Origin of the sequence: Salinadaptatus halalkaliphilus (assembly GCF_006543045.1) — an archaeon.
Taxonomy (GTDB): Archaea; Halobacteriota; Halobacteria; order Halobacteriales; family Natrialbaceae; genus Salinadaptatus; species Salinadaptatus halalkaliphilus.
The window spans coordinates 24,031-48,597 of the sequence record NZ_RBZW01000027.1; the positions used below are offsets into that span (position 1 = coordinate 24,031).

Consider the following 24,567-nt stretch of genomic DNA (forward strand, 5'->3'; position numbering starts at 1 on the left):
CGTGATGAACAGACGCCGCGTACTCGGTGTCGGCGCAACGGCTGGACTGGCGACCGTGGCGGGCTGTCTCACGGGGGCACTCGAGGACGATACCGCCGCCAGTGTCGTCCTCGAGTCGCCGGGTGACGACATGCGGGGCGATCCGTCCTATCCGACTTACGGCGAGGCGTTTCCGTCGTTCGAACTCGAGGATCCACTCGCCGAGACAAACGTCGACGTCGGCGCACTCGACGACTGTATCGTCTGTACGATGTTCTTTGCGAGCTGTCCCGCGGAGTGTGTCCCCCTGTTGAACGCGATCACCACAGTACAGACCAACACGCTCGAGCGTGGCATCGACGACGGGACGCGGTTTCTCGCGATCACGTTCGATCCGGAACGAGATACGGCCGACTCACTCAGAGACCACGCCGATCTGATGGGCGTCGATCTCGAGGCGGGAAACTGGCACTATCTCCGACCGGCGGATGCAGACGAAGCGACCGTGGTCGTCGACGAACAACTCGGCGTCCCCTTCGAACGGGAAGAACTCGGCGGCGATGACTACGATTTCCTCCACATTACCGTCACGTTTCTGGTCAACCCCGACGGCTACGTCGAGCGAACGTATCGTGGTGACGATCCCGACACCGCACGGATCACGTCCGACCTCGAGACGGTCCTCGAGCGCTGGGAATGACCGGGTGGCCAGCCCGTGGACTCCCCGCGCCCGTCCTCGCACAGCAGTGTTACGATCCGGGACTCGATCCGACCGCGTTCGAACCCGTAAGCCTCGTCGTCTTCGCTCTGATCGGATTGCTTGGCGGGGCCCACTGTCTCGGAATGTGTGGCCCGCTCGTGTCGACGTACTCGGATCGGCTGCGGGCAACCCGGAACGGCCCCGCCCGACGAGCGGAACTGACCCTTGGGATGGTCCGCCAGCACGCGCTGTTCAACCTCGGACGGGCAGGCAGTTACGCGGTTCTGGGAGGTCTCTTCGGACTCGCGGGCTCGCTGGTGTTCGTCACGCCCCAGGCGGTCACGGCCGTCGCGACCGACGTCCACGCGATTGCGGGCGTGCTCGTCGGGACGGTCATTATCGCGATGGGCGTCCACTACCTCGTCGGCCGCGGACTGCTCGGTGGCTCGCTCTCCCTCCCGGTTGTCGCCTCGCTGGGCGGTCGCCTCCACCGGTGGCTACTCGGTAACGTCGACGACTGGGTCGGTACCTACCGAATCGTGGGGCTGGGTGCCGTCCACGGCTTCCTCCCGTGTCCGCTGTTGTACCCTGCGTTTCTCTATGCGTTCGTCCGCGGCTCGCCACTCGAGGGGGTTCTCGCACTCGCACTCCTCGGCGTCGGGACGATCCCCTCGCTGTTCGTCTACGGGACGCTCTTTCAGTCGCTCAGCCTCGAGACCCGCCGCAGGATCCACCGGCTGCTGGGGGTCGCGTTCGTCGTGCTCGGTTACGTGCCCTTGCAACACGGACTCGCGACGTTCGGTGTCGTGTTACCATCGGTCCCACTGCCACACTACCAACCGCTATGAGGACGGCCGTGACTCTCCGCCGTGCCGTCGAGACGGAGATTCTCGAAACCCAGCGACCGCCTTCGACAACCGCACCAGAGTGGCTATTGAGTGGGGTTCCAGTATAAGACGTATGCTCCCAGGCTCGAGGGGTTCGTTGCTCGTCATCGTCCTCGTCGTTGGCGCCGGCTGTACGCTCGGCCTGTTCGTGATCGACACGGCGGCGAGCGACCCAGCGCCGGTGCCATTCGGCGATACCGTCACGATGGGCGTCTCACTCGAGAGCGACCCGGACCTCGGCGAGGACATCACGATTCCGAAGGCACAGGTGTACTACACGCAGTACGAGTACGTCGTCGGCTACCGCGGCGTCGAACGGTTCGTCGACGCCAGCCAACAGCCGAGCCACGAGGATCGCTTTGGCACCCCGATGGCGGTGTCGGTGACGGATTTTAGCGAGACGGACCTCGAACTCTCGGCGGCGGGGTATCCGACGACCGACGACGCACCCGATTGGACGAGCGCCGAAGACGCGTTGTACGTCGTCGGGAGTGCGGCCCAAACACCAGCCGGAGCGACCGTCGTGCCGTTCTCTGAACGCGACGACGCCGACGCGTTTGCCGCCGCCCACGGCGGCACCGTCCGCACCTGGAACGGGTTGCTCGAGGCCGAGTTCGACATCGACGACGCCGAGATGGTACGTGAGCAGGTCGACCGACGCCACCACGAGGTCGACGCGCGGGTGACGGACGCCCAGCAACGACGAGACCGCCCCGTCGAGGTCGTCGTCGGCGACGACACAGCGACCGTTCAGGCGGCCATCGAGACGGCACCGCCGGAATCGACCGTCCTCGTGCCAAATGGAACATACGACGAACACGTCGAGATCGATCGGCCGATCACGCTCGCCGGGGCCGGCGACGCGACGATTCGTGGCAACGGAACCGAGACGGTGGTGACCGTGACCGCCGATCGAGCGGCGGTCGCCGATCTGCAAATCGATGGCGTCGGCAACACGACTCAGCCCGAGCCCGAGGACGATCCGGCCGATGCCGAGGACGTTCTCGAGATGGCGTACGGCCACGGCGACGCTGGAATCGAAGTCGACGACGCGAATCGGCCGCTCGTCGAGAACGTTTCGATCAGAACCCCGGCAACCGGGATCTTGCTTCGAGAGAGCCCGAACGCGACCATCCGCACCGCCACCGTCGTCAGTACCGCAGACGACACCGACGGTTCCATGGGTGTCTTGACGATGCGCTCGCCCGATACTGTCGTCGCCGACGCCACGCTTGCCAACGGGCGGGATGGCGTCTACGCCCACCGATCCGACGGACTCGTCGTCCGACACAGTTCCCTCGAGAACCATCGAATCGGCGTCCATCTCATGTACACGTCCGAGGTCATCCTCGCGGACAACGAGATTACGACCGTCCGCTCGAGCGCCATCGACGTGATGACGGCGCCGGAACACAACGCGATCGTGGGCAACCGCATTCGGGACGCGACTCAAGGTGTGGTGATGGCCGGCAGCCACTCCTACGTCGCCGAGAACGTCATTACCGACACCGACGTCGGGATAACGACCGGTGCCGGCAACTCGATCTACGAACGCAACGTCGTCGCCGGAAACGCCGACGGAGTGCAGGCTAGCCAGCTGTTGCCGACCAACGAGGTCGTCGACAACGATTTCGTCGCGAACCACCGCCACGCGACCGCACAGTTGGGCAGCCGTCGACACTGGACCGCCGCGGGCAGTGGCAACTACTGGCACGGTGCCGTCGGGGCGAGCGACGGGAGGACGCTCGAGCGATCATACGCACCGACCGACCCGGTCGACGAGCGACTGCACCGTGTCGACGGCGCAGCGACGCTGACGCGAGCACCCGCGCTCGACGCGCAGGCGAGCGTCGAGGGCGCCGTCGCCGGACTGCGCGGTAGCCAGGTCGTCGATACGGCACCGCGCTGTGAACCGGCGAACCCCGACCTGCTCGAGGAGGCCGGGTGGGCGTCGGTCGCGAACGGCTGTGGGGACGTTCGGTGAGCAACGTCGACGGTATGGATGTCCCTGATTGGTGTGGCTGGATAGCCGTTCTCGATACCTCGAGTTGGAAAACGACTCGAGATTACTGCGGAAGTGCAAGCGAATGCAAACGACAGGAATAGTGCTTCGATATCCGTCTCTATTTTGTAATTCCTGTCTTGGAACCACCGTGTAGTGTACTGCAACAAGCCATAGATCAATGTATTTCTTTATACCTGACATATATCCACTCCAGACCAACATACCAGTATTATATAAGTTAAATACCGGCGCTTGGCTCGCATCGACCGATGTTACAAAATGCACTGACCCGGAGAAACGTGATTCAAAGCGGTGGGGCAATCGGCGCAGTAGGTCTCGCTGGCTGTTTCGGGATCGGTAGTAGCAATGACGAGGATGTCGTCATCCAGTACAACGCCGTCGACGGCTGGGCTAACTATGAAACCGTTCGAGAGGAATTCACCGATGAGACAGGGATCGACTTCCCAGAAGATACGAAAAACAGCGGACAGACGCTCAACGCATTGACGAACGAGGCAGAAAACCCCCAGGCTGATGTCGCGTATATGGGAATCTCCGACGCGATTGTCGCTGAGCAGAACGGTCTGACCGAGTCTTACGAACCAGAGGGCTGGGACAACATTCCCGACGATCTCAAACACCCGGACGGAGAGTGGGTCTGTAACCACTACGGCACAGTCGGGTGGGCAGTGAACACGAACGAGGTCGAAGAGGTGCCCCAGTCCTGGGAGGACCTCCTCGACGAACAGTTCGAAGATACGATCGCTCTGTACAACCCGGAATCGGCGTACAACGGGTTCATCAATTTCCTCACCGCGAACTTCGCAATGGGGGGTGACCTGACCGACGTCGATCCAGGGATCGATTTCTTCAATGAACTACAAGAGCGAGGGAACATCGCAGCGATGCCGGACCAGGGTGTCACGACGAGTTTCTTCCAAGGAGAGGTGCCGATGCTCATGGCGTACGATTTCAACGCCTACGAGGCGAAATATCTGAGCGATCTTCCCGAAGAGGATGTCGAGGTCGTTGTCCCCGATGACGGCTCGATCATCGTCCCATATATCCTCAACGTCGTTAACGACTGTCCGCGCCGGGAGAACGCAGAGGTGTGCATCGACTTCCAACTCAGTGAACAGGGACAACAACTGGTGGCAGAAGCGTTCGTAACTCCCTCACGCGAGGACATCAGTATGCCCGACGACGTTACGGAACTGATGTTGTCCGACGACGAGTACGAAAGTTCGTTCTCGATAGACTACGAGGAGTTGGTCGAACAGCAAGATGCGATCAGAGAGCAGTTCTCGCGGGAAGTCGCGTCGTAACGCCGCATGATCGACATGTATCGGTACCTCGCTAAAATACGGCTTCCGACGGTTCGTGGCCGTAGCATCGACGGATATCTTCCATGGCTGCTGAGCCTGCCGTTTGTCGCGCTCTTTCTTCTGTTTTTGGGAGTTCCGGTCTACCGACTGGTCGAGTTGAGTGTACAGTCGTCGACGGTGTTCGGGAATTACGTGACGGTCTTCGCTGTCGGACGATACCGAAACGCGCTATTGATGAGTTTCGGTATTGCGTTTCTGGTGACGGGGATCTCCATCATTCTGGGACTGTTTATGGCGTACTTTCTCGCCCGACGCGAGTTCGCCGGTAAGCGAGTTGTGATCGCCATCATTTCGTTTCCGATCAGTTTTCCTGGAATTCTCATCGCGTGGGCGATGATCGTGCTGCTCGGACGCAGTGGCGTTCTGTCGCAACTGCTGGCGTTCCTGTCTGGCGAGAGCGCATCGACGTTCGCCATCGCATTCAGTTTCTGGGGACTCGTGGCGGGATACACGTACTTTACCCTCCCACGAGTGACGATGGCGATGGTCTCCTCGATCGAAAAGGTAAACCCGAGCATCGAGGAAGCCGCCCAGAGTCTCGGTGCATCTCGGCTGCAAACGTTCCGGCACGTCACGCTACCGGTTATAGCTCCAGCAATTGCCTCGGCAGTAACGCTCGCCTTCAGCGTCTGTATGGCCGCGTTCGGGACGGCATTGCTGCTCGCCAGCGGCGTCATCGACATCCTCCCGCTGATGATCTTCAACGTCGTCATGGGCCAGCAAAACTACGAGCTAGGCGCGGCGATGGGGATCGTTCTGACGATCATCACCGTCGGCGTCATCTACGGATACCGCAGGAAGTTCGGAGGGAGTGTCTATGAGTGATCTCACTCATCGAGTTCGCTCGTTCGACATCGGTTTGCTTACGTTCTACGTCGTCTGCTCATTCGTGCTGGCGTTTATTTTACTTCCCGTACTCGTCATTTTCTTTTACTCGTTTACTGGGTCCCCGGTCGGAGGGTTCAATTCACCGACACTGACTTACTACGAAGGGGCGCTCTCGTCGAACTTGGACGCAATCACTCTGAGCATCCAAATCGCTGTCGTAACCGTCGCGATCAACGTCCTGACCGGGGTTCCGGTGGCGTACACGCTCGTCAGATACGACTTTCCGTTAAAGGGACTACTGACAGAGGTAACAATTCTCCCCATGGCGATTCCCGGAATCGTCATCGGTGTCGCACTCGTTCGCAGCTGGGGCGCGCCACGGTTCGGACTCAACCTGGGCGGGACGGTGGAAATCCTGGTGATCGGTCACGTGCTGTTTACGATCCCGTTTATGATCCAAGTGACGATGGCGACGCTCGAATCGATCGATTATCAAAAGCTCGAAGAGAGCGCCCGAAGCCTCGGAGCGGGATGGCCACAGACGTTCTTGTTGGTGATTGTACCGAACATCTACAACGGTATCGTCGCTGGGTCGATCATGACGTTCGCCCTCTCGCTCGGGGAGTTCAACATCAGTTTCTTTCTCCAGACACCGCTTACTACCACGCTGCCGGTTGCACTGTTCGGTAGCTTTCGAACGGTCGACGCCGGCGAAGCGAGCGCTCTCGCGTCGGTGTTTATTCTGTTGATTGTAGGGCTTCTGGTACTGGTCCAGTTCATCAGCGACGAAGGTGTCAAACTCGGTGGAAATGTCTAATGACGCAAGTGAAATTGCAGAACGTAACCAAGGAGTATGGATCGGAAACAGCGATCGAAGACGTCTCGTTGACGGTCGAATCGGGCGAAACGCTCGCCGTCGTCGGCCCGTCCGGTTGTGGAAAGAGTACGACGCTCCGTACTGTGGCTGGATTCGAATCGCCCACCGGGGGCAGGGTACTGTTCGACGGTGAGGACGTAACCGATGAGCGACCGGAGGAACGGAACGTCGGCATCGTCTTTCAGGACTATGCACTCTTCGAGAACATGTCTGTGATGGAAAACGTAACGTTTGGGCCAAGAATGAACGGCGTTCAGAAAAACGAACGCGTCAACCGTGCTGAGGAGTTGCTCGAACTACTGGACATCGGCGAATTGCGTGACAGATCCCCGTCGACGCTCTCGGGCGGACAGCAACAGCGTGTCGGGTTTGCTCGTGCACTCGCAATCGAACCGGAGGTGCTACTGCTCGACGAGCCGATGACGGGCCTTGACGCGAAACTCAAGCGCCAACTTCGAAGCGAGATCGGCAGCTTGCTGAACGAGATCGGCGTCACGACCGTGTACGTTACCCACGACCAGCAGGAGGCAATGGCAATGGGAAACCGTCTCGCCGTATTGAACGACGGTTGGGTCGAACAGATCGGGACGCCGGAAGAAATCTACGAACGACCCGTGAATCGTTTTGTAGCCGACTTCGTCGGCGTGTCTAACATGCTTCCTGCGACAGTAACCGACGATGTCATCGATGTCGGCGTCGCCAAATTAAAGCGCAACGGCCACCCGGCTAACTCGGACGGCACGCTTGTCGTGCGACCAGAAGATTTTACCGTCGGCTCCGGAGCTATCGAAGCAACTGCCGTCGACCTGTTTTACCTCGGCGATCAGACCCAACTCGAGGCAGAACTCAACAACGGCGAAAGCGTCTCAGTCCGACTCGACCGCACTACAGACGCCATCAAGCCGGGGGATTCGATCTCACTCGATATCGATTCCCAAGCAGTGCATCTCATCGATCAGTAATATCGAGGGGTGAGCTACAGATGTCAACCGTCCGCCGTTGATTCTCGAGAAGATAGGTTTGTTCATTCTCCGATACATATATCGGGACAGATAAGGTGTAGGTTGTGCGCTCTATCAAGTGACGAGTTGAGACCGTTACTGATAGGGATTATCGTAACCAACCGCTAATGCCGAGGCCCAGTCCTCGGCGTAGTATCTCGGTTCGCCGGAAGAAAACTATGAACGTCTACGATAATCCCTATAAACGTTCATTCCTTTGGGTCAGCAATCATACGGTTTACTGTAAGCCATTTCCGGCGCACCCGCGACCCGGGCGGCGGGTGCGCCGGTAAATCGTTACAGTAATCCGTATCAGTCACGTGCTGGTACTCGACTGCGCATTATGAACCAAACATAGTCTACGATAACGGCCCGTATGCCACCCCCCAAATATGTACTACAATTATAATTTTATTTATAACTACTCTCGATCAACTCTTTCGATGGCAAAGTTCACACGGACAGTATCCAGACGAGGGGTTTTGGCAAGCAGTGCAACTGTGGTTGGGATGGCGGTTGCTGGTTGTATGAGTGATGACGAAAACGGATCCAGCCAGAACAGCGAGTCCGAGAGCGGATCGGGCAATGGATCCGGTGGTGGATCCACCGAGGAAACGTACGAGGTCGGATACGGCAACCATCAAACGACAGTAAGCGCGTCGGCGTTTCCGGACGAACTACGAATTTACGCGGTCCAAACTGGCTGGTCGAACTGGGACGCCGTAATGGAGAACTTCGAAAACGAATACGGGGTTCCTCTTTACGACGCACAGGGGTCGTCAGGCGAGGCTCTCACTGACGCACGGTCAAACGCCGGTAATCCGACACACTCCGCGTTCAACGGCGGGTATTCTTTCGCCCTCGAGGCGATGAACGACGGCCTGACGACGGACTACAAGCCCGCCAATTGGGATGTCGTCCCTGACGAACTCAAGACCGACAATGGTCACGTGGTCTCGACACGACAGATGACGACGGCGGTCGCCTACCGTTCCGACGTCTACGAAGAGCGCGGCCTCGATGCACCCGAGACCTGGGAAGACCTCAAACACCCTGACATCGCCCAAGATCTGGCCTTCACGCCACCCCACACAGCAAATGGACTTGCGTCCGCGCTGTCAGTGAATAGAGCCTACGGCGGTTCGATGACAAATCTCGATCCGGTCATCGAGTATCACGAGGAAATCGCCGACCACGGCGCAGACATTCGTCGAAACATCGAGGGGGACGTTACCAGCGGGGAGATATCGACCGTCGTCGAGTACGATTATTCGGGGTTGAACATGAAGTACAACATGGACGAGATCGACGAGGAGCAACTCGAGGTCGCGATACTGACTGGCCCGAACGGAGAGGAGGGTGCGATGAACGTTCCGTACGGATTCGGATTGCTCGAGGGTGCACCAAATCCCGAGGCAGCGAAACTGTTCATGGACTACGTGCTTTCCCTGGAGGGCCAGGAACTGTTTTTCGACGCGTTTGTCCGACCGATTCGGGCCGACGAACTCGAGCAACCCGAGGAATTCCCCGATCAGTCCGACTACGACGCTGCCGAGTTCGCCCTCGATCAGGAGGAACTGGTCGCAAACCAGGAGTCGATCCAGCAAGAACTCACCGACCGAACCCCGCTTCCGGGCGCTCAGTAGGCGATGTCGATACGATTTCCGAGTCGTGACCAACTTTGCCAATCGATCGTGTCCGCTCGATCGATGGCGTTCCCGACGACAGAGCGTGAGCGCGAGCGTCGACGGATAGTTATCATGTGTCTCCCATTTTTTGTGCTCGCGACGTTCGCCGGGTTCGTGCCACTGATCGTGATGGCTCGAATGAGCCTCTCGGCGGAGAACCTGGAGAACGCCGGCTGGAGTTTCGCGGCGTGGGAGGCCCTCGTCACGGAGCCGGTGTACCGTGAAATTGCCTGGAACACCCTCTGGTTCGCGACCGCTGCCACTGTCGTAAGCGTTGCGCTCGGGGTGGTGATTTCACACGTACTCGAAAAGTACTCGCTACCGTTCGAGAACGTCCTCGTCGCAGTAGTCTCGTTCCCCATCGCACTCCCGGGAATCGTCGTCGCGTTTATGGCCATCGTGTTGTTGGGTCGGCAGGGACTCGTGACCAATGCGGTCGCCGTGTTCACCGGCTCGAGCGCGATCGATCTCGCGTCGGCGACCTCCGTCTTTGGGCTCTTTCTTGGGTACGTGTACTCGCTGGTACCTCGGGCGACAATGGTGTTACGAGGAACGTACGCCGAAGTCGATACGCGCGCGGAAGAAGCCGCCCGATCGTTGGGTGCGACGCCGTTCGAGACGTTCTATCATGTTACCCTCCCCGAGATCCGTCCCGGAATCGTCGCGGCGTTCATCCTCACGTTTCGGTCCGCCCTCGCGATCTTCGGCACCGTGTTGATACTGCAGGCACTTGCCGTCGTTACGCTCCGGATCGATTACGAGATCGGAGTCGGATTCAACACCCAGATAGCCGGGGCAATCGGGCTGGTGTATGCACTGTTCCTGATCGCGTTCACGTTTGTCGGACTGCGGTTTGTATCGAACAAAACAGTGGAGATCTGATAACGGATGACTGACTACTATACTGACTCGAAAGCGGAGGCGGAGACGGGATCGAAGGAATTGCGATCGGGGACCGAATCCAAGTGGACGTCGGCTCGGCGTTCGGCGTCGGAACGGATCGGACGACCCACGCTCGTCTGGATCGTCTACCTGGTTGTGGCGATTCTCGTGGTTCCGATCCTGATGACCTTCATCTCTTCGTTCGCGAGTACGGCGACGGGAGTTCTCCCACGCGGATTCGTCACGTTCGAACACTGGCGACACGTCCTCGGGTTCGGCGATTACGGCGTCCGCGCGAACGCCATCCCGGGACTGACGTTCAGCGTGCTGGTCGCGACGGGTGGAATGATCTTGAATGTAATCATCGGCATTCCGATCGCGTACGCGCTCTCTCGGTACGACTTCGCCGCTCATAATTGGGTGAACACCCTCGCAATCCTCCCGATCGTCCCGGGCGTCATCCTCGGGATCGCGTTCCTGCGTACCTATCCCGATTACCGGGGCTCGGCGCTCGTCTTGATCGTCGGTTATTGTTTGCTCAAGTCGCCGTACATGGTCCTTACGGTCCAGAGCTCGTTTCAATCGATAGACATCGTGAAACTCGAGGAGAGTGCCAGATCACTCGGCGCATCCTGGCCCCGGGCCTTTCTGACGATCATCGTTCCGCACGCGAAACGTGGGATTCTCGCGGGCTGTATCATTACTTGGACCTTGGCCGCTGCGGAGTTCAACTTCACCTACATGGTTCATACTGGCGACCCGGAACCGTTCTCGATGTTCCTGTTCAGAAATATCTCGAACGCCCCGTATCTTCAGTCCGCCGCGGCTATCTCAATTTACTTCTCCATCGTCGTCTGTGCGATCCTCATACTACAACTCCTCGGCAATCGCGGCTTCACGACTCTCAACGACGATCGATGAGTACAATCATGAGTTCCGATACCGATGATCGAATCCGCTGTACCGAACGGACAACTGCCTGCTGTATCTGGAGGGGTGATCGCCTGTGAGCACCGTCCGCTTGGAGTCGATCCGAAAGGTCTACGGTGAGGAAGTCGCCGTCGACGGGGTCGACCTCGAGATTCGGGACGGCGAAACGCTCGGTATCGTCGGGCCCTCCGGCTGTGGCAAGACGACCACGCTACGGACGATCGCTGGATTCGAAACGCCGACCGACGGCCGAGTCACCTTCGACGGAACCGACGTAACACACGTCCCACCGGAGAAGCGAAATGTCGGACTGGTGTTCCAGTCGTACGCGCTGTTCGAGACGAAAACTGTTCGCAAGAACGTCACGTTCGGCCTGAAAATGCGTGACGTGTCAAAAACGGAACGACGAAAACGGGCGGACGAACTGCTCGAATTGCTCGATATCGCCGATCTGGCAGACCGAAATCCCGCGACGTTGTCGGGTGGGCAACAGCAACGCGTCGGACTGGCCCGCGCCCTCGCAATCGAGCCACACGTTCTTTTGCTAGACGAGCCGATGACTGGACTCGACGCGGAACTGAAACTCAGGCTTCGTGATGAGATCGGTTCACTACTCGACGAGCTAGACGTGACTGCACTGTACGTGACCCACGATCAGGAAGAAGCGATGGCGATGTGCGATCGAATCGCCGTGCTCAACGACGGCCGAGTTGAACAGGTCGGGACGGCAGAGAGCATCTATCGACAGCCGACCAATGAGTTCGTAGCCACGTTCGTTGGAACGTCGAACCTGCTGACCGGTGTCGCACGAGACGATCGAATCGATCTTGGGTTCACCGAACTCGCGGATGATATGCGGACGACCGGCGAGGTCACGGTTGCCGCTCGGCCTGAAGATTTCTCGCTTGGCGGGCCGGTTGATGCGACTGTCCTCGAGACGACGTACCTCGGCCAGCGAAAGGATCTCCAAGTGGAGCTCCCAGATGGGAGTACAATCACTATGCAGGTCGACGGCGATGCCGATTACCGGGCTGGTGATGTGGTTGGTGTCGAAATCGATCCTGAGAACGTGCAGATCTTCCCGACAGGCATTCGCGAGCGGACCACTGCGTTGCTGTAGCCAAACTATCGGGGCCAACCGACACACGAAGAGACCTACGTTCGTTTTCCGCTCAGAGACCGTATAGTCAGGCCCTGAACCAAACGCTAGATCGGACTTTGGGGTCGTCACGTCAGACTTCCCGTCGGTGTTTCTGAGACGGATTACTGTACCGATGTACAGAATCCGTATGAGAGTCGCGCTCGCGTGGCCTCTCTACACGCAGACATGGATCGTATCGCGGTGACAAGCCACCGAGTTTCGCTGATCGCAGGGCTGGATAGCGGTACGGTGCCGTGGGAAGTCTCGCAGTTACGGCGAGGAAGAGGTCACCCATCAATCAGTGTTAATTTTTCACGTTTGTCGGTCGGGATCGGATTGACATACGTCACAGCTTCATCGTCACAAAGGTCGTCGAAATCATTGTCAGTCGTAATCAAGTAATCGGCGTCGTATGCTCGTGCAAGCGCGGCGATGAACGAATCGTACACGTCGTGGTTTTTCTCAGCACTGATCTCGTACGCCTCGAGAAGCGTCGTCTCTGTGGCACTGACGATTCGTGCAGGGCTACGGACGAGTGATTGGATAGCGTTTCGAGCAGCGACTGCGTCGACCCCAAAGTTGCTCGTCATCAGATACTGCGCTCGCAACGGATAGTAATCGAACACGAGCAAGACGTTTGGGCCATCGATTGCGTTCTGGATCCACGGATACACATCGTCGTGTGCAGGATGATCGTCGGTGAGTGCGATCGCTAGCACGTTCACGTCAGTGAGAACCGTCACTTCAGTCGGGAGCGAATCGGTCATCGGATGGTCGGTCACTGGTTCATCGGCCCGAAGAGCGTTTCTCCGGCATCAGTTGGTGTCGTGTGCTCCCAGTTCTTCCGACCGGCTGTTGCTGTCTCTAATTTCGAACTCGGGGTGGGGTTGACTTCGAGGACTGACCCGACGAGGGTTGCCGAAATTTCGTCGTTCGATTCGATTCCTAATCGGTCCCGAACCTCTTTTGGGAGTGTTACCCGTCCTCTATCGTCCACTGTGAGCGTAATTTCTTCCCCGTTGTTCGCTTCAGAGGAGGTCTTTCCCATATTATACCACCTAATACCCACTACACTACTGACATACAAAACGCTTGCGCCACTCGAAGTACCGAACGGTTCGCAGGTGTAGTGAACGGATAGAGACGACTTGGTCGCTGTCCGTGACCCGCTCACCCGCGCTCAAGACGCCTTCGAGATGGTCGGTCCGACGAGTGGCGTTCGAGGCTGGGATTATAGGAATTATCGTCGGAGTTCATCGTTTTTCACCGAAGAACCGAGAAACGTCGTTACAGATCACACTTCGAACCCGCCGGTTGGCGACGATAATCCCTATAGTTGGAACGACGATCGGGAACCCCAGCCGACGAAGCCGTTCCAGAAAGAGAGCGAGTCTCATACGGTTTACTGGAAGTCAGTTCCGGCCCAGCCGCGACCCGGGCGGCGGCTGGGCCGGTACATCGGTACAGTAATCCGTATCAGCGCCCCGGAACGAGCTGGAAGACGACGACGAGATAGTACGACGAAACGACGAGTAACACGACGCCGACGAACCGATTGATCGGATCGCTGTAGGCCGCGAGCGCCCGCGTCAGCCGTCGACCGAACGACTGTGAGAGGAGTGCGAACGCGAGCAGCGGGGTACCGATTCCGAGACCAAAGGCCACAAAACCCGCGAGCACCTCGAGCTGGGAGTCGAAGGCCGGAAACGCGACCGTCGACCGGCTCACAAATAGCGTAATGAGTCCCGGGTTGCAGGGGATCACGATGGCACCGAAAAAGAAGCCGTAGCCAAACGCCGACGCCGTCGGTCGCGACGTGTGGGGTGGCTCGATCGTCGGAATCCGCGAGAACCCCGACGGATCGACGACGAGTACGATGCCGACGCCCAATAACAGCGTAAAGGCGATCGGCGAGAGCACTTCGACGGCGTTGGTCATCGCCGCGCCGAAGACGACCGTCCACACGACACCGACGACTGCCAGAAACGAAACGACGCCGGCGACGACGAGGAGCCCGAGGAGGGGAACAGGTGCTGCCCGCTCGTCGCCTTCGACGGCCGCCAGATAGCTGAGAAAAGACGGATACAAGGGAATAACACAGGCCGCGGTCAACGGTGTTGCCACGCCGAGGACGAAAAACTCGAGGAGTGCTGCAGTCGTCGAGCTCATCGACGGATCACCGGCAAATTCGAGTCTCCATCAACACGTCGTCTCGAGAACACCGTCGAGCGCCTCGGCGTCGGCGATTTTCTCGAGGCGATACGTCTGCCCATCCGGGCAACTGACGACGACCGGTGACGCGGAGCTACGGGTTATGGCGTTGCCGTAGTCGCTCGAGAGACTGCCGATTACGTCCTCGCTGGCGACCGCAAACCGCCAGTCGTAGCCCTCGTCAGCGGCGTACTCGCGGATCGTCGCCGGCTCCGCGTTCACGTCGATCGTCAGGTCGACGATCTCGACCCCAGCGGTAGTGGTCCACAGGGATTCGAACTCGGAGTGTTGTGCGTGACAGACCGCACAGCCGACGCCGAACGTGTGTATCACGACCGGCCGGTCGAACGAACCGAGTCGAAACGTCTCGTCGGTGCGTACGTCCGTCAGTTCCGTCGTTCGCCAAGTCGCATCCGCCCCAACCGAGACCGGTTCCGGATCGACCTCGGCTCCCTCCTCGGCGTCGGGCTCGTCTTCGTCGCCGAGACAGCCGGCTATTACGGCGAGCGAGCCGCCACCGAGTCCCCGGAGGAACTGGCGTCGATCGAACCGTCTATCGTCGGCCATCGTCCTACGACGATCGTTGGGAGCCTCGCATAACAATGGTTCTGGTACGACTCTCGAGTGGCGACCCACTATAGACGGTGTCGCCGAACTACCCCACCTTGCGTGGGTGTGGCGGATGTCAACTGTCGTCGTGTGGCTCGTCGGGCCGAACGGTGAGGACGGGCACCGACGCCGTTCTGATAACCGTATCGGTCACGCTCCCGACGAGTGCACGTTCGAATCCACCGCGGCCAGCAGTTCCCATTGCAATCAGATCGATACCGTCCGTGTCGGCGTACGCGACAATTTCTTCGGCTGGCTCACCATTTCTCGTCGCCGTCTCGACCTCGAAATTGCGCTCCTGTCCGTGACTGGCGAGCGTCTCGAGGTGCGTCTCGGCCCGTTCGTGGAGGCCACTCAAGGGATCACCGTCGTCGTTCGTGAGTGCAACGACCCGATCCCCGAGATCACTGTCGATCACCGAGAGGAAGTGCACGGCCGCCTCGAGTTGGTCCGCCACCGAGAGACTGTGATGGGTCGCCGTCGTCGCGGACTCACTGCCGTCGGTCGGACACAGGATCGACTCGATTGTCGATGTCGTCTCGGTGGCTGCCTCCGGCGTGATCGTGACGACGGGAACGGTGGCAGTGCGGACGACTTTGTCCGCGACACTCCCGACGAGTGCACGCGTGATACCGCTCCGACCGGCCGTTCCGATAACGATGCCGTCGATCCCGTGTTCGTCGGCGTAGCCCACGATTTCGTTGGCTGGAATCCCTTCACGGACCGCCGCCGTCGCATCGAGGCCGCGTTCCTCGGCGTCCGCCTGGAGGGCGGTTGCGCGAGCGCTAGCCCGTTCGCGAAGCCGCGAGCGAATCGACGCCGAGTCGCCAGCGTATCCGGCGCCCGTCGCGACGGAGCTATCTGCAACCGAGAGGACGTGGACGCTTGCCTGGAGCTGGGCTGCGAGGTCGAAGCCACGAGCTGCGGCGGCTTCGGCCGGATCGCTTCCGTCGGTTGGAATCAGAAGTGTGTCGACTGTCATGGGTTGTTAGTCGTCATCCGTCTTCGATGATGCCACGTCCTCGCCTGCGGGCGTCGTACTCTCGAGTTGGCCAGTTTCGTAGCCACCCCAGTCGAACTTCTGCTGGAAGTAGATGGCCACGTTGACCAAGGCTAACAGGACCGGTACTTCGATCAGCGGGCCGACGACGGTGGCGAATGCGACGCCGGAGCCGACGCCGAAGACGGCGACGGCGACGGCGATCGCGAGTTCGAAGTTGTTCGACGCCGCGGTAAAGCCGATTGCAGTCGTCGTCGAGTAGTCCGCACCGATACCGCGTCCCATCGCGAAGCTCACGAGGAACATGACGACGAAGTAGATCGTCAGCGGGACGGCGATCCAGAGGACGTCGGTCGGCTGAGCGAGGATGTTCTCTCCCTGCGTCGCGAACATCACGACCACGGTAAACAGGAGCGCGATCAGCGTAACGGGACTGATCGCCGGGACGAACTCCTCTTCGTACCACTCCTCACCTTTCGAACGGACGCCACCGACGCGAGTCAGGATCCCGCCGGCGAAGGGAATACCGAGGAAGATCGCGATCGCCCAGAACACCTGTTCGATCGTGATATCGAACGTGCCGATGCCGGCGACCAGCGCGTCCATTCCCAGCAGTGGCGGCAGGAACAGCGCGAAAAACCAGATGTACACTCCGTAGGTGATAATCTGGAAGACGCTGTTGAACGCGACCAGCCCCGCGGCGTACTCGTTCGAGCCGTCGGCGAGGTCGTTCCAGACGAGCACCATCGCGATACAGCGAGCCATGCCGATAAAGATCAACCCAAGGAAGTACTCGGGATGGGCGGGAAACGGCGGGGCGAGCCCGCTGAAGAAGACGACCGCCAACAAGAACATCAGCGTCGGCCCGATCAGCCAGTTCTGGATCAGACTCAGGCTGAGCACGCGCCACGCGCTAAACACTCGCGGCAGCTGCCCGTAATTGACCTTCGCCAGCGGCGGGTACATCATCGCGATCAGGCCGATTTCGACGAGGTAGTACTCCTGAATCGGATCGACGATACCCGGCGAGACGTACCCCAGGCCGACACCCAGCCCCATCGCAAGGAAGATCCAGACGGTCAGATACTTATCGAGAAAGTCCATCGACCGCGGATCACCACAGTCCGGACAGTCACAGTCCGGCCCGTGGTCGTGCTCGAGGTCATTCATCGACTCTCACCACGTCGATACCCGTTCGTGCAACTCGTGATCGTCCCAGTAGCGCTAGACTGTGAGTGGTCATTCGTGGCACCGTTATTCCACAGCAGCGATAACGTCGAGCTGGACGGCCGCACCAGCGGGAAGCGAACAGACGCCCATCGTCGTTCGTGGCGGATACTCCCCATCGAACCGAGCCCGATACACGTCGTCGACGACGTCTCGATCGGCCGTATCGGTCAGTTGTACCGTCACTTTCATGACGTTGCTCAGGTCCAATCCCCGCGAAGCGAGGACCGCCTCGAGTCTGTCGAAACAAGCCGACATCTGCGCTTCGATTGAACGGTCGTTCACTATTGTCCCCGACGCTTCCGGAAGCATTCCCTCGAGAAAGACGAGATCTGAGCGACCGGTTCGCGTTCCGAACGCACCGACGTGATCCGTCCCCTCGCGCTGGCGCTTGCTCGTACGACTCAATCGCACGGTTTGGGCCGACTCGTCGATCGATTGGGCCATGATACACTTGAAAGGTTGATCAAGTATAAATGTGTCTATCGACGCACTCGTTCGGTGGATCGTTGGGCGACGCTCGTACGGATGACTGTACGTCATTGCCGGCACAACCACCGTCCGGGTCGCGGTTGCGCTGGTCAATCGGTACAGTAATCCGTCTCAGACGAAACGAGAACAGGGGAGAGCCGATTATGTTTTCAGCGAGAGCCGTCGAGAACAGTAAGGAGCGCACTCGCTCGGCCGGTTGCTCGATACTTTCGCCACCGCCCGTCCTTGCGTTTCGTCACGAGACCTGCCCCAGCGAGGGTCGATAGCGCGTGGCTCACGGCGCTGTCGCTGACGTCGACGAGCGGTGTGATTTCACAGACACACAGCGGTTCGTCGGCTTCGACGAGCAGTCGAACGAGTTGATATCGTGTCTCGTTACCGAGTGCAGACAACGTTTGCACGTCGCTCGAAACGACATCCTCGTCGAGTACTGCTTCCAGATCGTCGAGTTCTGCGAGGCGCTCTTGCAGGTCCTCGTTTCGACACTCGCCGAGTTCGTCCTCGAGATAGCGACGGAGGCGATCGGCTGTTTCTGCCATGCGTTACTAGTTGAGGGAACTCTCAAATAAGAGTTTGTGTCGTGGTCCCGGAACATCTCGATCCCCTTTCGAACGTCGTCGAGCGCAACGTCTTCGGGCGTCATGACGACCACGGAGCCGGTCACCGGGAGCGTCTGAAGCAGCGTGAGCTGGGCGTCACCAGTTTCCGGCGGGAGGTCGGCGACGATCTTGGAAGCTGTGATTCGGAGACGGTCATCCTCTCCACACCTCGAGGGCCGTCCCGTCGCCGTCGATCACCGTTCAACCCGTCGTCGATTGGGTAGTCGGATCGGTTAGCGTCACGATTTGAAAACAAGGTCGCCCTTGCAGTCGCTGCAGTATTCGGCCATGTGGCCGTCGACGCTGTCCATCTGCCCATCCGGGAGCCGTGCTTTCAAATCCTCGACGGTCGAGACGCTCGCGACAACCGCGCCACAGCTTCGACACTCGAACAGCGCTTCCTCATGGACGGTCGTCCAGACGTTGCCGTCGTTGTACTCGGGCAACAGCCTGAGATCGAGACAGTGTCCATCCTGATCGCGCTTTCGAGACAGCCGGTCGCACAGAGGCCACAGTCGACGCATCGCTCGTGGCTGAACTCGAGATTGACAAATCATATATGAAGTTATAGTATACAATCATACCAATACTATTAACAATATACTCATCGAACTGACAAAGTAATGACCACCGCGTTCAGCGACCACAGCCAAGCGAGGCCTTCATACGGACTGTTGTAGTTTGGTACCGGTGATTGCCCGAAACGGGATCGGTGATCACCGGTAAAACGCTACAATAATCCGTATTAGTCGTACAGACCGATACTTCGGCAGAGACAACGTCCCATTCGGATTATACGCGGTACGCAGCTCGATGTGGGTGGTTGTATCGGTTGCGCACCTCGGCAATTGTCACATCCGTGCTGGCAGACCACAACAAACTCACTCGAGCGATCTTGGGGAGCTCTTTGATTTTATTTTTCTGATTATTTTTAATTCCTACTGGATTTATGGCCATTAGTGACGGTCTACTCGAGCAACGCATTGGTGGCGAGTTGCTCGCGCCAGCTACCGATCGCCATCGGTCAACGACATGTTACTCACTGTACTCATAGCGTCTGGTATCCGTTGGGTTTGGGACACCCACGGTGGGATCGGTCGTCGCTTTGCCGCCGGCGTTCCGTTGTAAGACAGGGTAATCGTCGCCTCGCCAGCGGGTCCCGTGATCCAGCAGGTTTCGACGGTAGCAAGGGAATCACGGACGGTGGTCCGACCTGTTTTTCCGGTTTCAACGACTCAATACGTGACGGTCAAACCGACCTCGTTCCGTGGTAGGGGGAAAACCTCGCACGATCGACGACATCAGTTGTCATCAGAAGCGCCATCTTCGTCGAAGCCGCCACGTCGATGTCGGTCCTCCCGGATAGTTTTGAGCTCCCGAGTTAACTCGCCGTAGTGATCGATCAGATCCTGTGTCGTCACGATACCTGCCATCTCGAGTCCGTCGACGACTGCGAGCTTCTTGATCCGCTCGTCTTGCATCCGCTTGACGACCAGCCGCACCGACTGCTCGGGTTCGACAGTGACCAGTGGATGGCTGGCGACGGCTCGAGTCGGAATCGCCTCGAGCGAACGACCGCTCCGGTAGGTCGCTAGAATGATGTCGGTCTCGGTAACGATCCCGTACGGCGAACCGTCGTTCGTGATGATGACGCTTCCGACATCGTTTTTCAACAGCCGTTCTGCCACGGTCTCGAGCGCCGTCGTATTCTCGGCGGTGACGACGTCTTCGGTCATTACGTCGCGAACGCGAGCCATACGAAACGCGTGACAGTCAACATCGATAACTGTTCCGTCCGAGCGATAGACGATGCCGATCACCGTCCGGTGATGCGATTACGCTGTCGTCTAGCGTCCGGTTCCCGTCTCTCTAGGTCGTGGTACAGAGGGACAACAGGTCGTATCAGATGGGACGACAGTCTCGATAAAGAGAGCGGCCGGGAAGGTATGTAATCCGACGCGTAGCGGTTCCAGTGGCTGTGTGTGGTACGATCCTCGCTCCAACAGACCGTAGCGAGCCGACGGACCGAGCGGTCGACCACACACTCATACGGTCTGCCGTACGTCATTTCCGGCGCAACCGCGAGCCATCCTGCGGTTCCACCGGTAAATCGTTAGAGCAGTCCGTATCAATCTGGCTGTTAGATATACAATAGTAGGATATCGGCGGCTGGCAACGGCCGTCCCGCAACTATCGGTCCACCGATACCGGCCTCACCGACCGTACAGTCGGCCGTGATCAGGTGTGTAGTACTGCAGTGGCTCCTCTCAATCCTATGGCCCTGTTCAGTCGGCAGATCACAGGCGGTATTGCCACCCCCAGTAATAACACCTTCATTTGAGGGTTACATTAGTACCAGTGTAAATATGTGGAAACGGACGGGAGACGACGCACTACTGTCGTGCAGGAACTCGCGATCGCACCCCCGAATGACACCTGCAATCGGACCGCTTCGAGCGCGACAGAGCCATCCGCTGGGAGTCAGCAGGCAGCTTTTTGAAGACTGAGAGATTACCCGAGCGTATGGATTCGTACGAGCAACGGGTGATCGGGGCCTGTCGACGGCTGTTCTCCAGTTCGATCCCCGGATATTTGACGCTAGTATTCGGTCTCGGTTCGATTGCACTGATCTTTGGCTACGCGTCGGCATCGATGTATGGCGTGGATCACGGAATCAATCTAGTCGCGTACTGGCACGTTCCACTCGCTCTCGTTGGCGGCGTCGCCCTGACGGTAACGTTTCTGGGTTGTGTTACGTATCTGCTCACCGGCACCCGATTCTGGGAACACGTTGGGCATGCATCGGGTGAAATCGGCTTCATCTTCGCGACGCTAACGCTGATCACGGGCAGCGCCTGGGGGCGGGTTATCTGGAACACGTGGTGGGACTGGTCCGATATCCGGCTCGTGACGTTTCTGTTCGTCTGGTTCATCTACGCCGGCTACTTGCTCATTTACTCGAGTGCCGGCGGGAGCGGGCGGGTCTCACGACTCGCATCGGTATACGGGGTCGTCGGCTTCGTGACGGTCCCGATCTCGTATGCATCGACGCGACTGTGGACGGCACGGTTACACGCCCCGTCGATCGGGAACCCGGACGCTGAGGCGGCGATTTCCGGGGAAGTCCTTTTGGTCTCGTTGCTAGCGCTCTTTTTCCTGTATCTCTACTTGCTCGGCAGTCGGGTCAGGCTCCACTCACTGGCGAGTCGTATCGACGCTGTAAAACACCGCAGGCAGAGAGAAACGTACAAACCGACGGAGGCTGAGTGATTCCCCATGGAATTCTTACTTCCATTCGCCTACGGAGCGATATTCCTGGCGCTGGTCGTCTACGTCTTGCATCTGCGAAGTCGTCTCGGGGAACTCGAGCAACGACTCGAGGACGTTGCGACCGAACAGCGGACGAATAGCGACGACTGATACGGTTTCCTGTCCGTCAGTTCCGGCCCAGCCGCGACCCGGGCGGCGGGTCGCAGTTGGGTCGGAAATGGCGTTCAAGAGTCCCGATGAGACGGACTGCAGCGACCGTATACCGGCACCACCGCCGACCGTTGCGACACACCGGTACTGCATGCCAGCAGTCCGTGTGGGGCGATCGACCGACGACCCGTTACGAAATGTCGATCGATCGATGAACCCAGCCAGTTGCACCGTCGGGGAACGGATCAGTCCGTTCTTCCGGTTGGGTCGTTCCGTCACCGTCGATATTTCGCGCGTAGACCTCGAGTTGGTCCTGTGCTGTGTCGGCTGGGTCGATCTCGAAGCGCCACTGTCGAATCGTATCGGCATCCGGCAACGGATCGCTAAGTGTGGCATCCGACCAGGTTTCGCCACCGTCGATCGAGAGTTCGACCGTCTCGATACCGCGATCGCCGGCATAGGCGTGTCCGACGAGCTGAATACGTCCGTCGGGTCGGTTGATACGGTCGATCTTCGTGACGGCGTTTACTGGCCCCATTCCGTGCCAGCCCCGCTCCTCCCAGTAGCCGCCGGCTTCGTCGTCGATGATCTCGATTTCGGTGAGCCACTTGACCTGTAGCTTCCCCCATCGGTCGGGAACGAGTATCCGAACTGGGTAGCCGTGTGCCTCGGGTAACTCGAGGCCGTTCATGCCGTAGGCGAGCATCGACTCCTCGAGTTGTTCGAGCGGAATCGAGTAGTAGTAGTCGTCGGCCCCGGTCACCATTGCGTACTCGCCGTTGGGTTCGGCTTCGGCCAACAGATCGCCCAGACGACAACCCGTCCAGACTGCCGCGTCGAGTTGGTCGCTCTCGATCCCGTCGCTAAGACAGCGGATCGCTTTGTATTCGTGTCTCGTCGTGTACGTTTGTACGTCGTCGTACCCGAGTTCGAGTTCGTCTTCTACGTCGCCGGTAATCGATAGTGACCACGAGGCAGTGTCGACCGTCGGCGGACTGGGATTGATGTCGACCGTAAAGAAGTCCCCGACCTCACTAACGAGCGGTTGCACGCCGTCGGCGTCTAGTTCGGCGTCTTCGGACGTGGACAGTAGATGATCGACTTCGGCGCGCGAGGCCTGTTCCTGTAGCTCCTGTTCGCTACGCCGCGTTTGATCTCGGCGGACCAGTCCCAGCGCGTGTGCGACGATATTGAACGCGGCGACAGCCGACAGTGACGTGACGACGGCACGTCGCTCGGCGTCGACATCCGAGGGTGCTGGTACGGCGTCACTGAACCAGGTGACGATCACACCGCCGACGAGTGCTGGAAGCACCGCCGGGACGAGTTCGCCGACGATTACTGCCGTGGCCACCGCGATCGAGCCGCTCGAGACGAGAAAGCCGACGAGTGGTGCAGCAGGGGTTTCGACACGACTGCCCACGCGGTAGCCACCGAATGCGATGGTCCCCACGACCACCGAGAGAACCACGCCGGAAAAAAGTAGACTCAACTCGAGTGCCACGTCTCCGAACCGCTGGATGATAGCCGAAATAAACCAGCCGGGCAGATACTCGAGGAGCAGGTGATTGAACGACGAAACGACGAATCGGGCCGACGTGGCGTAGATAGCAAACGACGTCGCGACGGCCGAGATCCCAGTGGCGAGTATCGTCACGGCCGCCATCAGTCTCCGATCGGTCACGCGGACCACCCCCTGGCGGTCCGAACGACCAGGCGAGACGGTCCCGTGGCGTCGAAAGCGTTGGTCATACGCGGTACTCAGCGTGGTGGACAGTTAAATATCGTCCCCGTTACCTCACACCGGGAACCACCACTGATACGGATTGCTGTAACGATTTACCGGCGCAACCGCCGCCCGGGTCGCGGTTGCGCCGGTAACGACTTACGGCAGTCCGTCTGACTCTCTACGGCAAGCCATCGAACGCGAGGATCTCGTATGAGGCCGGTTGTGCGTTCCCGACTGGGGTCCGAAACCCGTCCGAATCGGCATTGAACTCGATCGGTGCTGACAGGTTCGGATCGGTCTTGATATCGGTCCCGGTCCCACGGAACTGGCCCTCCTCATCGTAGACGAGTGCGACGACGAACAGCCGACTGAGTTCGGTCGCATCGACCTCGAGTTCGCCGGTGACGCTGACGAGGGAGCTGCCGGCGGAAAAATTCGTGCGTTCGACTGTCGGTTCGAGTTGCGTACTGTCTATCTGTGGCGTTGCATCGGTGATGTCGGTGGTCACGTCGTCGAACTCGTCGAACTCGAGGTTCGTTCTGACGTAGTATCGTAGCGTCGTTTCCGGCGGCACGTAACTCACGAACCGCTGGTGAGACTCGACGGCGGCTTCGGTCGTCGAGTCGACCGTCGAGACGACCTCGAGTCGTCCGTGTGGCGCCGTCGCCTCGTTCGTGATCTCGAGTCGTATCCACGGAACATCCACACCGGCCGGGGGCCGATAGGGTGCCGCGACGACCGTCGAGGAACTGATGTCAGCACTCGCTGTCTCGGCGGTATCCTCCCCAGTGGACTGGTGGTCCTCGGTCGACCGATCCGTCCACGTACACCCTGCAATCGCGAGCACCCCCCCTGTCGCAACGAGAGCCTGTCGTCGTTGCATACGTCTCCATCGCGCTGTCCCCATATCAAAGGTACTGGGTTGTGTCCGCGACCGGCCTGTGAGTACACCGGGATGGCGGTACAGCAACCCGTCT

25 protein-coding genes and 1 pseudogene are annotated in these 24,567 nt (G+C 59.2%); 13 read left to right on the top strand and 13 right to left on the bottom strand.

The window, feature by feature from the left end:
• Window positions 1-4 precede the first annotated feature (4 nt).
• The 11 genes from D8Y22_RS11315 (at window position 5) to D8Y22_RS11365 (ending at window position 12,282) form a co-directional block, all read left to right on the top strand.
• On the top strand, window positions 5-679 hold the full coding sequence (locus tag D8Y22_RS11315; protein ID WP_141464818.1) for an SCO family protein: 675 nt from the start codon (window positions 5-7) through the stop codon (window positions 677-679).
• Window positions 676-1,527 carry a sulfite exporter TauE/SafE family protein gene (locus tag D8Y22_RS11320; protein WP_141464819.1) on the top strand — a complete coding sequence of 284 codons (852 nt, stop codon included), beginning with the start codon at window positions 676-678 and terminating at the stop codon, window positions 1,525-1,527. The genes D8Y22_RS11315 and D8Y22_RS11320 overlap by 4 nt, the downstream gene beginning before the upstream one ends.
• 112 nt (window positions 1,528-1,639) lie before the next feature.
• Window positions 1,640-3,550 (top strand): NosD domain-containing protein, encoded by a 1,911-nt coding sequence (locus D8Y22_RS11325; protein WP_141464820.1) that lies wholly within the window; start codon window positions 1,640-1,642, stop codon window positions 3,548-3,550.
• Between the two features lie 290 nt (window positions 3,551-3,840).
• Window positions 3,841-4,896 (top strand): extracellular solute-binding protein, encoded by a 1,056-nt coding sequence (locus D8Y22_RS11330; RefSeq protein ID WP_141464821.1) that lies wholly within the window; start codon window positions 3,841-3,843, stop codon window positions 4,894-4,896.
• Between the two features lie 234 nt (window positions 4,897-5,130).
• Window positions 5,131-5,781 (top strand): ABC transporter permease, encoded by a 651-nt coding sequence (locus D8Y22_RS11335; protein ID WP_174811832.1) that lies wholly within the window; start codon window positions 5,131-5,133, stop codon window positions 5,779-5,781.
• On the top strand, window positions 5,774-6,601 hold the full coding sequence (locus D8Y22_RS11340; RefSeq protein ID WP_141464823.1) for an ABC transporter permease: 828 nt from the start codon (window positions 5,774-5,776) through the stop codon (window positions 6,599-6,601). Before D8Y22_RS11335 ends, D8Y22_RS11340 begins: the two co-directional genes overlap by 8 nt.
• Window positions 6,601-7,623, top strand: a complete 1,023-nt coding sequence (locus D8Y22_RS11345; RefSeq protein ID WP_141464824.1) for an ABC transporter ATP-binding protein — start codon at window positions 6,601-6,603, stop codon at window positions 7,621-7,623. The genes D8Y22_RS11340 and D8Y22_RS11345 overlap by 1 nt, the downstream gene beginning before the upstream one ends.
• 482 nt (window positions 7,624-8,105) lie before the next feature.
• Entirely contained in the window at window positions 8,106-9,308 is a 1,203-nt protein-coding gene (locus D8Y22_RS11350) for an extracellular solute-binding protein (RefSeq protein WP_141464825.1), read from the top strand.
• Window positions 9,309-9,311: 3 nt separating this feature from the next.
• On the top strand, window positions 9,312-10,232 hold the full coding sequence (locus tag D8Y22_RS11355; RefSeq protein WP_217350880.1) for an ABC transporter permease: 921 nt from the start codon (window positions 9,312-9,314) through the stop codon (window positions 10,230-10,232).
• Window positions 10,233-10,238: 6 nt separating this feature from the next.
• Window positions 10,239-11,153, top strand: coding sequence for an ABC transporter permease (locus D8Y22_RS11360; protein WP_141464827.1), 915 nt, complete (start codon window positions 10,239-10,241; stop codon window positions 11,151-11,153).
• 85 nt (window positions 11,154-11,238) lie between these two features.
• The gene (locus D8Y22_RS11365; RefSeq protein ID WP_141464828.1) at window positions 11,239-12,282 is read left to right on the top strand and encodes an ABC transporter ATP-binding protein; all 1,044 of its coding nucleotides are present in this window, start codon (window positions 11,239-11,241) and stop codon (window positions 12,280-12,282) included.
• 308 nt (window positions 12,283-12,590) lie between these two features.
• Here D8Y22_RS11365 and D8Y22_RS11370 read toward each other — a convergent pair whose 3' ends face one another.
• The 11 genes and pseudogenes from D8Y22_RS11370 to D8Y22_RS11420 form a co-directional block, all read right to left on the bottom strand.
• Window positions 12,591-13,070 carry a type II toxin-antitoxin system VapC family toxin gene (locus D8Y22_RS11370; protein WP_141464829.1) on the bottom strand — a complete coding sequence of 160 codons (480 nt, stop codon included), beginning with the start codon at window positions 13,068-13,070 and terminating at the stop codon, window positions 12,591-12,593.
• 11 nt (window positions 13,071-13,081) lie between these two features.
• Window positions 13,082-13,351, bottom strand: a complete 270-nt coding sequence (locus D8Y22_RS11375; protein WP_141464830.1) for an AbrB/MazE/SpoVT family DNA-binding domain-containing protein — start codon at window positions 13,349-13,351, stop codon at window positions 13,082-13,084.
• Between the two features lie 428 nt (window positions 13,352-13,779).
• Entirely contained in the window at window positions 13,780-14,472 is a 693-nt protein-coding gene (locus D8Y22_RS11380) for a cytochrome c biogenesis protein CcdA (protein WP_141464831.1), read from the bottom strand.
• A gap of 30 nt (window positions 14,473-14,502) precedes the next feature.
• Window positions 14,503-15,081, bottom strand: coding sequence for a TlpA family protein disulfide reductase (locus D8Y22_RS11385; RefSeq protein ID WP_141464832.1), 579 nt, complete (start codon window positions 15,079-15,081; stop codon window positions 14,503-14,505).
• 118 nt (window positions 15,082-15,199) lie between these two features.
• On the bottom strand, window positions 15,200-16,105 hold the full coding sequence (locus D8Y22_RS11390) for a universal stress protein (RefSeq protein WP_141464833.1): 906 nt from the start codon (window positions 16,103-16,105) through the stop codon (window positions 15,200-15,202).
• Window positions 16,106-16,111: 6 nt separating this feature from the next.
• Window positions 16,112-17,293, bottom strand: coding sequence for an ACR3 family arsenite efflux transporter (arsB, locus tag D8Y22_RS11395; RefSeq protein ID WP_141464834.1), 1,182 nt, complete (start codon window positions 17,291-17,293; stop codon window positions 16,112-16,114).
• Between the two features lie 84 nt (window positions 17,294-17,377).
• Window positions 17,378-17,797: a RidA family protein gene (locus tag D8Y22_RS11400; protein ID WP_141464835.1), complete on the bottom strand. Its 420-nt coding sequence runs from the start codon at window positions 17,795-17,797 to the stop codon at window positions 17,378-17,380.
• Window positions 17,798-17,991: 194 nt separating this feature from the next.
• Window positions 17,992-18,381 (bottom strand): ArsR/SmtB family transcription factor, encoded by a 390-nt coding sequence (locus D8Y22_RS11405; RefSeq protein WP_141464836.1) that lies wholly within the window; start codon window positions 18,379-18,381, stop codon window positions 17,992-17,994.
• 35 nt (window positions 18,382-18,416) lie between these two features.
• Window positions 18,417-18,569: pseudogene (locus D8Y22_RS11410) on the bottom strand (P-loop NTPase); the annotation flags it as partial.
• 111 nt (window positions 18,570-18,680) lie between these two features.
• Complete coding sequence (locus tag D8Y22_RS11415) at window positions 18,681-18,965, bottom strand: hypothetical protein (protein ID WP_246084414.1); 285 nt, start codon at window positions 18,963-18,965, stop codon at window positions 18,681-18,683.
• Between the two features lie 777 nt (window positions 18,966-19,742).
• A complete protein-coding gene (locus D8Y22_RS11420; protein WP_246084415.1) occupies window positions 19,743-20,198 on the bottom strand; it encodes a CBS domain-containing protein in 456 nt (151 codons plus the stop codon).
• A gap of 766 nt (window positions 20,199-20,964) precedes the next feature.
• Between D8Y22_RS11420 and D8Y22_RS11425 the strand changes: the two genes are divergently transcribed.
• Complete coding sequence (locus D8Y22_RS11425; RefSeq protein ID WP_141464837.1) at window positions 20,965-21,711, top strand: cytochrome c biogenesis protein; 747 nt, start codon at window positions 20,965-20,967, stop codon at window positions 21,709-21,711.
• A gap of 6 nt (window positions 21,712-21,717) precedes the next feature.
• Window positions 21,718-21,861, top strand: coding sequence for a CcmD family protein (locus tag D8Y22_RS11430; protein ID WP_141464838.1), 144 nt, complete (start codon window positions 21,718-21,720; stop codon window positions 21,859-21,861).
• A gap of 190 nt (window positions 21,862-22,051) precedes the next feature.
• Here D8Y22_RS11430 and D8Y22_RS11435 read toward each other — a convergent pair whose 3' ends face one another.
• Entirely contained in the window at window positions 22,052-23,545 is a 1,494-nt protein-coding gene (locus tag D8Y22_RS11435; protein ID WP_141464839.1) for a molybdopterin-dependent oxidoreductase, read from the bottom strand.
• Between the two features lie 223 nt (window positions 23,546-23,768).
• Window positions 23,769-24,473, bottom strand: coding sequence for a hypothetical protein (locus tag D8Y22_RS11440; RefSeq protein WP_141464840.1), 705 nt, complete (start codon window positions 24,471-24,473; stop codon window positions 23,769-23,771).
• Between the last annotated feature and the right edge of the window lie 94 nt (window positions 24,474-24,567).

Excerpts from the sequence above, each read along its gene's own strand:
- D8Y22_RS11315 (WP_141464818.1), top strand. The coding sequence starts at position 5 with ATGAACAGACGCCGCGTACTCGGTGTCGGCGCAACGGCTGGACTGGCG.
- D8Y22_RS11320 (WP_141464819.1), top strand. The coding sequence starts at position 676 with ATGACCGGGTGGCCAGCCCGTGGACTCCCCGCGCCCGTCCTCGCACAG.
- D8Y22_RS11325 (WP_141464820.1), top strand. The coding sequence starts at position 1,640 with ATGCTCCCAGGCTCGAGGGGTTCGTTGCTCGTCATCGTCCTCGTCGTT.
- D8Y22_RS11330 (WP_141464821.1), top strand. The coding sequence starts at position 3,841 with ATGTTACAAAATGCACTGACCCGGAGAAACGTGATTCAAAGCGGTGGG.
- D8Y22_RS11335 (WP_174811832.1), top strand. The coding sequence starts at position 5,131 with ATGAGTTTCGGTATTGCGTTTCTGGTGACGGGGATCTCCATCATTCTG.
- D8Y22_RS11340 (WP_141464823.1), top strand. The coding sequence starts at position 5,774 with ATGAGTGATCTCACTCATCGAGTTCGCTCGTTCGACATCGGTTTGCTT.
- D8Y22_RS11345 (WP_141464824.1), top strand. The coding sequence starts at position 6,601 with ATGACGCAAGTGAAATTGCAGAACGTAACCAAGGAGTATGGATCGGAA.
- D8Y22_RS11350 (WP_141464825.1), top strand. The coding sequence starts at position 8,106 with ATGGCAAAGTTCACACGGACAGTATCCAGACGAGGGGTTTTGGCAAGC.
- D8Y22_RS11355 (WP_217350880.1), top strand. The coding sequence starts at position 9,312 with ATGTCGATACGATTTCCGAGTCGTGACCAACTTTGCCAATCGATCGTG.
- D8Y22_RS11360 (WP_141464827.1), top strand. The coding sequence starts at position 10,239 with ATGACTGACTACTATACTGACTCGAAAGCGGAGGCGGAGACGGGATCG.
- D8Y22_RS11370 (WP_141464829.1), bottom strand. The coding sequence starts at position 13,070 with ATGACCGATTCGCTCCCGACTGAAGTGACGGTTCTCACTGACGTGAAC.
- D8Y22_RS11375 (WP_141464830.1), bottom strand. The coding sequence starts at position 13,351 with ATGGGAAAGACCTCCTCTGAAGCGAACAACGGGGAAGAAATTACGCTC.
- D8Y22_RS11380 (WP_141464831.1), bottom strand. The coding sequence starts at position 14,472 with ATGAGCTCGACGACTGCAGCACTCCTCGAGTTTTTCGTCCTCGGCGTG.
- D8Y22_RS11385 (WP_141464832.1), bottom strand. The coding sequence starts at position 15,081 with ATGGCCGACGATAGACGGTTCGATCGACGCCAGTTCCTCCGGGGACTC.
- D8Y22_RS11390 (WP_141464833.1), bottom strand. The coding sequence starts at position 16,105 with ATGACAGTCGACACACTTCTGATTCCAACCGACGGAAGCGATCCGGCC.
- arsB (WP_141464834.1), bottom strand. The coding sequence starts at position 17,293 with ATGAATGACCTCGAGCACGACCACGGGCCGGACTGTGACTGTCCGGAC.
- D8Y22_RS11400 (WP_141464835.1), bottom strand. The coding sequence starts at position 17,797 with ATGGCCCAATCGATCGACGAGTCGGCCCAAACCGTGCGATTGAGTCGT.
- D8Y22_RS11405 (WP_141464836.1), bottom strand. The coding sequence starts at position 18,381 with ATGGCAGAAACAGCCGATCGCCTCCGTCGCTATCTCGAGGACGAACTC.
- D8Y22_RS11415 (WP_246084414.1), bottom strand. The coding sequence starts at position 18,965 with ATGCGTCGACTGTGGCCTCTGTGCGACCGGCTGTCTCGAAAGCGCGAT.
- D8Y22_RS11420 (WP_246084415.1), bottom strand. The coding sequence starts at position 20,198 with ATGGCTCGCGTTCGCGACGTAATGACCGAAGACGTCGTCACCGCCGAG.
- D8Y22_RS11425 (WP_141464837.1), top strand. The coding sequence starts at position 20,965 with ATGGATTCGTACGAGCAACGGGTGATCGGGGCCTGTCGACGGCTGTTC.
- D8Y22_RS11430 (WP_141464838.1), top strand. The coding sequence starts at position 21,718 with ATGGAATTCTTACTTCCATTCGCCTACGGAGCGATATTCCTGGCGCTG.
- D8Y22_RS11440 (WP_141464840.1), bottom strand. The coding sequence starts at position 24,473 with ATGCAACGACGACAGGCTCTCGTTGCGACAGGGGGGGTGCTCGCGATT.